At 42.9% G+C, this 7,744-nt stretch carries 8 protein-coding genes; 1 reads left to right on the top strand and 7 read right to left on the bottom strand.

Features of this window, described 5'->3' with window-relative positions; translation table 11 throughout:
• Positions 1–302: 302 nt before the first annotated feature.
• From QUA20_RS27470 to QUA20_RS27445, 6 genes are all read right to left on the bottom strand, one after another.
• Positions 303–1,655, bottom strand: a complete 1,353-nt coding sequence (locus tag QUA20_RS27470; RefSeq protein ID WP_333192988.1) for a DUF58 domain-containing protein — start codon at positions 1,653–1,655, stop codon at positions 303–305.
• A 3-nt stretch (positions 1,656–1,658) separates the two neighbouring features.
• The gene (locus QUA20_RS27465; protein ID WP_333192987.1) at positions 1,659–2,621 is read right to left on the bottom strand and encodes a MoxR family ATPase; all 963 of its coding nucleotides are present in this window, start codon (positions 2,619–2,621) and stop codon (positions 1,659–1,661) included.
• Positions 2,622–2,676: 55 nt separating this feature from the next.
• Entirely contained in the window at positions 2,677–3,213 is a 537-nt protein-coding gene (locus tag QUA20_RS27460; RefSeq protein WP_333192986.1) for an opioid growth factor receptor-related protein, read from the bottom strand.
• A gap of 159 nt (positions 3,214–3,372) precedes the next feature.
• On the bottom strand, positions 3,373–4,716 hold the full coding sequence (gor, locus tag QUA20_RS27455) for a glutathione-disulfide reductase (RefSeq protein ID WP_333192982.1): 1,344 nt from the start codon (positions 4,714–4,716) through the stop codon (positions 3,373–3,375).
• Between the two features lie 185 nt (positions 4,717–4,901).
• Positions 4,902–5,741, bottom strand: coding sequence for a DUF4231 domain-containing protein (locus QUA20_RS27450; RefSeq protein WP_333192981.1), 840 nt, complete (start codon positions 5,739–5,741; stop codon positions 4,902–4,904).
• Between the two features lie 335 nt (positions 5,742–6,076).
• The gene (locus tag QUA20_RS27445) at positions 6,077–6,277 is read right to left on the bottom strand and encodes a hypothetical protein (RefSeq protein WP_333192980.1); all 201 of its coding nucleotides are present in this window, start codon (positions 6,275–6,277) and stop codon (positions 6,077–6,079) included.
• A gap of 10 nt (positions 6,278–6,287) precedes the next feature.
• On the opposite strand from QUA20_RS27445, the gene QUA20_RS27440 reads away from it, so the two are divergent.
• Positions 6,288–7,052, top strand: coding sequence for an ABC transporter ATP-binding protein (locus tag QUA20_RS27440; RefSeq protein WP_333192977.1), 765 nt, complete (start codon positions 6,288–6,290; stop codon positions 7,050–7,052).
• 170 nt (positions 7,053–7,222) lie between these two features.
• Here QUA20_RS27440 and QUA20_RS27435 read toward each other — a convergent pair whose 3' ends face one another.
• Entirely contained in the window at positions 7,223–7,591 is a 369-nt protein-coding gene (locus QUA20_RS27435; RefSeq protein WP_333192975.1) for a hypothetical protein, read from the bottom strand.
• Positions 7,592–7,744: the final 153 nt, after the last annotated feature.

Genomic DNA, 7,744 nt, shown 5'->3' with positions numbered 1-7,744 from the left:
AAATACGTCAATATACTTACACAGAAAAAATCATTTAGGATTGAGCTAGATAGAGCAAATCATTTAGGATTGCTATATCAAGTAAATAGAGCGGTTGGCGACCAGGAGATAAACCAGCAAACAGCACAAAAAAATTAGGCAGAAATTAGCAATGCGCCTAAAATCACTAGCTGAAAAATCCCACCGATAAGGCAACCAGTTAGCGGCCTCTAAAATCAGAGCAATTGGCAAAGCAAAAAACCATAGTCCCGTCTGCCAGCCCCAAAAAATTACACTAACACCCAAAAGAAGCACGGGCATTTTCATAGTTTCATTAACTCCTCTTGTATTTGACCTAGCTTTAAAATATGGCAGCTTGTTAAATCATCTTTAATCAACTCTAAATTTAAGCTCTCTAATTGAGCGTCTCGCTCTGTTAAAATTAAAACTAAGGTATGGATACCGCGACTTTTCAGATAATTTACTAATCTTTTTCTAGGCTCGTCCCAACACAAAAATATACAAATACAACCGCTTAGCAGAGAGATTTTTTCCATCAAAACTGAGGTGAGCGAGTCAAAATCTTTATCCAGACAGGCACCGACGGAGGCGAGAATTTCTAGCATTTTATCAGTCGAGTTCAGCCCTCTACCAAAGGTAAAACAATAAGCTTCTTGAACGACGAACATCAAATCTAATAAAGATTCTTGAGTCTGAACCTCATAGGATAATGAAGCAGCAATTGAAATTGCCTCTTCTAAAATTTCACTATATTTTATACTTTGAAATGTATCCAAAATTAGGGCGTGCCTCACAAAAAATTCATCCTGTTCTTCTTTGACCATTGGCTTACCTGCTTTTGCCCAACTTTTCCAGTGAATTTTGCGTAGCGGATCTCCCTGTCGATAATCCCGCAGAGACCTAAATTCCTCGGAATCTCCTACGGATGAAGCTAATGTTACGCCACCTGATTGATATCTTCTTGAGCCAGGAAGCTGAATTGGTGGTAAATGATAGAGTTTGGGTAAAATTAACATAGATTGGGGCAAGGAAATTGTTTTACAAGCATTCCAAATCCCAAAAGGATCAGACCGAGTAACTGTTAGACCACTGAGGCGGATCACACCTCTGGAAGACGGCGTAAATTCACCTACTACTTCTGTTTTGCTATTGGGTGGAAGAGGAGGCAATTCTATGACCTTAGCTGTGGCGCATTGTTTTCTATAAATCAGCCACAGCCAACGATAATAGCCGAAGTATTTATCTAATGAAGTGCGCTTTTCTTCACCGGGTTCAGGTGTTTCTATAAATTCTTGAAAGCTTGGGTATGTGTCGGCAAAATTTTCCCACAATTTCAGGTTATTTTGACTCTGGCTAGTTTTGTTATGAATGAGAATACGGTATTTTAAAGTGACTCCAACAGTTGCAAACTTTGGCAAGAACCGTACTGCATTGAAGCGGAAGCGAAAAAATTTACTAAAAATTATGGCTATTCCTATAATTGACAACAGGAAAGTAAAAATTTGATAAGTCACAGTCTGATTAGTATCTAATCCTAAAATTCCCGCTAAAAGCGTGCAGCTAAGCACTGCTAACCCATTGTTAGTCAATCGCTTCTTTCGCGAGCGATTTACACGCGCACAGAAGCGAAAAATAGCGTAGAAAAAACGTTTCATTTTTTAGGCTGGTACAGGAATAGATTTGATAATTTCTTCAACTACACCTGGAGCCATTCTACCCGAAAAACGCGCTTGAGGTTCCATTACTAGGCGATGAGCGATGACTGATACCGCCTGTTCTTGAATATGTTCTGGCGTCACAAACTCATAGCCATCGAACAAAGCTAATGCTTGAGCAACTTTCATTAAAGCTATGGAAGCTCTGGGACTCGCCCCTAGTTGTACGCCTTCGGCTGAGCGAGTTGCATTGACGATATCTACGAGGTAACGTTTCAATTCTTCACTAATTCTAACTTGCTTTACCTGCTGTTTTAAGCTAATTAAATCCTCTAAATTAACGCAGGTTTGAAGTGTATCAATAGGATGTTGATGGATTTGGTCTCCGAGCAGGTTAACTTCGTCTTCTGGCGAGATGTATCCTAGACTAAATTGAACTGCAAAGCGATCCATTTGGGCTTCAGGAAGTGGATAAGTGCCACGAGATTCTACTGGATTTTGAGTAGCAATAACAAAAAATGGGTCTTTAAGTTTGTGCAAATTTCCGTCAATGCTGACTTGAAATTCTGCCATTGCTTCTAGGAGGGCGGATTGGGTTCGTGGTGATGACCGATTGATTTCGTCAGCCAAGACAATATTAGCAAAAATAGGCCCTTCGTGGAAATGGAACGTGCGTTGATTGGGGTCGAGCATGGATATGCCCAAGATATCGGATGGCAAAAGGTCAGGTGTAAATTGAATGCGTTTAAAGGTGACATCGACAGATAAGGCTAGGGCTTTAGCTAGGGTAGTTTTACCTGTACCGGGATAATCTTCTAGGAGGACGTGCCCGCCACTCACAAAGGCTGACAGCAATTTCCTGATTGCTGCTGATTGCCCTTTCACCACTTTTTGAATGTTGTTGGAAATCCTTTGATAAATTTCTCGGCCCGACTGAGCGTGATTTTCTGTAATTGCTTTATCCATTATTTATTGTGTTCGTAGCGTTCGGTTACTGTCCCGCTGAATGGCTTCGCTCGATTTAACTATTTACAGCATTTTTCCAATATGTATAAGTTTTTAAACCAATACTTTTTTGATTTTCATTATATATCTCATTCAAACACCTGAAAAGAGCCAAAGCATAATTCTTCAATCCCAACTCGGTCAAACTTGTGAGAATCCTAGTCAGCCGCAGGTAGTTGTGATTAAATTGTTCAATCCACTCTCTTTTTCTTGACAAATATTCGTCGGATTTGGCAATTACAATTTCTGCGTTTTCCCCTTCGCGGCATTCCAACCCGTAAAACGCCAGCATGACTTTGAACGAATGGAGTAAGCGATTTCTTAACTCTTCACTTGTTCTAAAAGCTTGAATTACCTCATCATTTAAAATAGGAGCACTGGAATTAAAGCGACTCTTTTCTCTCAGCGGAAACAGCCATTGAATGTAATTGTGCACCGATTCCAGCTTCTGGTAATCCCACGACCAAATATCCTCGATCGCCCGACCTTGGGAATCAGGCTGCTGACCGAGATAGAATGCTAAAATTTTGTTTTGTTTAGTTGAATCACTCATTCATCCCTTCACTGGCGGGCAGGATGCCCACCCCACAATAAAATTTTACTTTGCTGTGGAACAGGCATCCTGCCTGTTCTTGAAAATGGTGCAATATCTTAATTTTAACCGACTTTAGCTATTAGCCAGGGGTTGAAACCCCTGGCGGCTTCCACCGCTTTACCGCAAAGTAACAAACTCTTCAGCAGTCGATGGGTGAATGCCTATAGTCGCGTCGAAGTCTTTCTTCGTAGCTCCCATATTAACAGCGATCGCCATTCCTTGAATAATCTCGCCCGCGTCTTTCCCCACCATGTGCACGCCCAAAACTCTGTCAGTATTAGTTTCAACAACTAACTTGACAAAAGTCTTTTCATCTGCACCTGTCAAAGAATGAAACATCGGTTTAAACTTGGCTGTATAGCACTTAATTGATTCGGGAAACTTAGCTTTAGCCTCCTCTTCTGTTAAGCCAACTGTAGCTGCTTCCGGCTGGGAAAATACTGCTGATGCAACATTTTCGTGACTGATCGATCTGGGGTTATTACCAAATTCAGTATCGGCAAAAGCACGACCTTCAGCGATCGCAATTGGCGTTAAATTGATGCGGTTGGTGCAATCTCCGACTGCAAAAATGTGCGGCTGGCTGGTGCGGCTGTCTTTGGTAACTGCGATCGCACCTTGATCGGTTTCTACTCCCGCGTTTTCTAAACCCAATTTTTCCAAGTTGGGCAAGCGCCCGGTAGCGGACAAAAGCGCGTCTACTATTAGCGTTCCTTCGGATTTTCCCGAAAGCGTTAATTTTAAACCTTCTGGGGTTTTCTCAATGTGATTGATCGAGCTTTCTGTCAAAAATTCAACTCCGTGCTTAGTCATTCCTTCTTGCACGTTAGCGCGAATTTCTTCGTCGAAGTAGTGCAGAATTTGATCGCGCCGGATGATTTGAGTTACTTGGCTTCCCAATCCGTTCATAATGCAAGCAAATTCGACACCGATGTAGCCGCCACCCCAAATTGCCAACCGTTTTGGTTGCTCTTTTAGCAGGAAGATTTCGCGGGAGGTAATCGCGTGTTCTATGCCTATAATTGGGACTCTTTGCGCTTCTCCGCCGACTGCAATTAAGATTTTGGCTGCGGTAAATTTTCTGTCACCAACTTCGACGGTGTGGGGGTCGATAAATTTGGCGTATCCTGAAATTAATTCTACTCCTGCTTTTTCGAGAAAGCTGATGTGCAGTTTGCTGAGTCGGCGCACTTCTGCGTCTACTGTGGTGACGAGTTTTTCCCAGTCGAAGCTGCTTTCTACTGGACTCCAGCCGTAGCCGATCGCATCTTCATAAAGGTGCGAAAATGTTGAGGCGTAAACCATCAGTTTTTTGGGAACACAGCCGCGAATTACGCAGGTTCCGCCTACTAAATCATTTTCGGCGATCGCCACTTTTGCTCCGTAGGATGCTGCTCGCTTGGAACTCGCCAATCCGCCGGAACCTGCACCTATCACAAACAAGTCGTAATCGTATGTCATAATTGTGTTACCAACAATCTCCAACTTCCCAAATTTACGCTTAACTTTTCTTAATCATAGCTCAAAAATTTTGCTTTTGAGGAGCACTTTTGATAACTACATTTTGAGAACTACATACAGAGCTAATTGAGGGAGCAGGTAGCATCACTCAACCCTACCTGCTTACACTGGTATTGTCAGCTTCGTTAACTCTGCTGCTGTGACTCGGTAGATTGAGCTGGCTCTGTATTCTGCTCCTTTGACGCTGTTTCATCTGGTTTTTGGATTTGCTTGAGATGAATTTCATTCACCTGATTGATAAAGTTTTCTATTGCCATTTTTGTCATTTGTTGATTTTGGGCTTCGTCGGCTACATCATAGCAACGATAAGCTGGAGTCACTCCTAATACAAATTTCTCCTGTTCCGCTTCTAACAATTCCACAGTAGTGTTAGCAGAAATCCAATTTTCCTGAAAAGGAAAGGAGGTAACTATACTGGCGACTATGGAGGCGACAGCGGGACAAATTACGGGGAGCCACTTGAGCAACGATTGACCTGGTTCCAATTTGTCTACCAATACTAAAATTGGTGTGACTCCCGATAAAACAACGGTTGCCAATTGGAAAGTATAGTAAATATTTCTCGAAGTCTCTCTAGTGTTTTTATAGTCGTCAATCAACTCCTGGCAATATCGTAAAGCCTTTTCTCTCACCGGGGTAATCGGATTGTTATCCGAAACATCATTAGGGTTTAATAGATAATTATATAGTTGAGCTTTTTTTCGGATATCTAACTGATTAGCACTATTCCGAAAGTTGCGATCTAATTGTCTATTGGTCAGGAACAGAAAAATAAAACTAGAGAGAAAAACAGCTCCCAAAATAACGATAAGTTGGTTGTCTAGAAAAACTCTGGTAAGGATGCCTGCACCCACAAAAGCGGCCAGGGATAAATACTCAACAATTTTCAGGAAAGATAACATTTGTGGACTCGATGAGACTGTATTGGAAATCTCGGTCTGGTTGGTATCGGTATAATTAGTCATTGCTTTGTAATCTGTTTGGCGATCGGATACAAGTTTAGCCTATTGGGGTGTCTATTCCACCCAAGCCCTGTCAACCTGGTGAAGAAGACCCTCAAACCCATGAAAATTGGTGGCGGGCGATCGTTAAATCTGATTCTTTTAACAGGTGATTACCAACAATAGTTCGGACAGTTTTTAATTGGCAAACCTAGAATAAGGGTTCAAGACCATTGGGCAATCGAGCTACCAACGGAAAATCGCGGGTTTCAGACTGCGAACTAAAAACAGTCCGAACTATTGTACCAAAATAAAAGCAGATGAACTAATCACTGGCTTGTTGTTAGACTTAGAGATGGTTATCTTTGAATAGTCCATGCGATCGCCTCTACTTGAGTTGGTAGATTTTTTTCCACTCCGACTGTACCTCCACGTCGGGTCAAAGTATTCACTATGAGTTGAAGATAGAGATTCTGTTCATTAGCGTCGAAACAGCCGTCACCCCGAACGCGAATACTGATGGGAAGTGTTAGCTTAGTAGTTAGTTGTGTCGATCGCACAGAAAAAAAAATGCCTGAACTACAAACCGATACATACCAAGACCTCGACCCCCAAGTCCTCTCAAAGCCCGTTGTTGTCGGTCTGGAAGAGGTAACAAAAGTTTACGGAATTGGCGACCTCGAAGTTCGCGCCTTAAACGGCGTCAGCTTGACGGTAAGACAAGGAGAATATTGCTCGATTATGGGCGCATCGGGATCGGGCAAATCTACAGCTATGAATATTATCGGCTGTCTCGATCGACCTACGAGCGGCAGTTACTACTTAGACGGCGTAGATGTCGCCCAAATGCCCGAAGCAGAATTAGCCGGAATTCGCAATTTAAAATTGGGGTTTGTATTCCAACAATTTCACCTGTTGCCTCAATTGACCGCCTTAGAAAATGTCATGTTACCGATGGTTTATGCCGGCATTCCCGCATCAGAAAGACGCGAACGGGGAGTAGATGCTTTAACGAAAGTAGGTCTGGAAAGTCGGCTGCAAAACAGACCGAATCAACTATCAGGAGGACAGCAGCAGCGGGTGGCCATCGCCAGGGCGATCGTCAACCGTCCCGTGTTGTTGCTGGCTGACGAACCGACTGGTGCATTGGATACAAAAACTACTCAAGAAGTAATGGATATTTTTACCGAATTCAACGAAAGCGGCATGACTGTTGTTATGGTAACGCACGAACCGGAAGTGGCGCGCCAAACTCGCCGCGTTGTCTGGTTCCGAGACGGTAAAGTTATTCACAATAATCTCAACCCCGAAGAGCTTTCACACGCGGTATTTTAGTATAATAGTCGCCGAAAAGTCGGCGATTTCTATCGCTTTTTGTCAAACTTTCGTCTTTCTCTAAGAGACTGAAGAATGAAGAGGGTATTAGTCGTCATAGCGAGGACTTTAGCTATTAGACAGGGGTTTTCAACCCCTGGCGGACTAATAGACAAACGCCACATATCTGCTTAATGAAAAGCACTCGGAAAAGCTTCCCAAACTCGATCGACAAATTCTCTAAGTTGCCGAGAAGCGATCGCACCATCCTTTTTTTCAGAGTCCAGAGAATGCAACTGACTCAACAGCGAAATTACCTCGGTATCCAGCGCCGCCCGAAACAAACTTCCCGGCCACAGCAAATCAGCACCATCCCGCAAATCGGATAAAGTGTATTCTTCCGACCATTGCGCCGATAAATCCTGCCCTGACAGTAATACAACTAACATTAAAGGGCGCACCCAACAAACTTGACGTGCCTCAACCACTTGGATCACCTCTGAATGCAGGCACGCATTTCCACATTCTAAACTGACAATTTGACCCGGCTTAAAGTTCAAAGCACAACCCATTAATGCTGACTTTTAATACAGACATAACAAAGCAGCCAAATAAGTGCTGCATCTCTCAACAGCACCCGAAAACATTATATCATAATTCCTTCTTCATTCTTCCTGACATCCGTTACAGAATCCGTTGCCGAACTTCATTCT

It is taken from the genome of Microcoleus sp. Pol7_A1 (assembly GCF_036701085.1).
Classification (GTDB): domain Bacteria; phylum Cyanobacteriota; class Cyanobacteriia; order Cyanobacteriales; family Microcoleaceae; genus Microcoleus; species Microcoleus asticus.
Note: the sequence above shows the minus strand (reverse complement) of the source record. Positions and strands in the feature narration are given on the sequence as shown.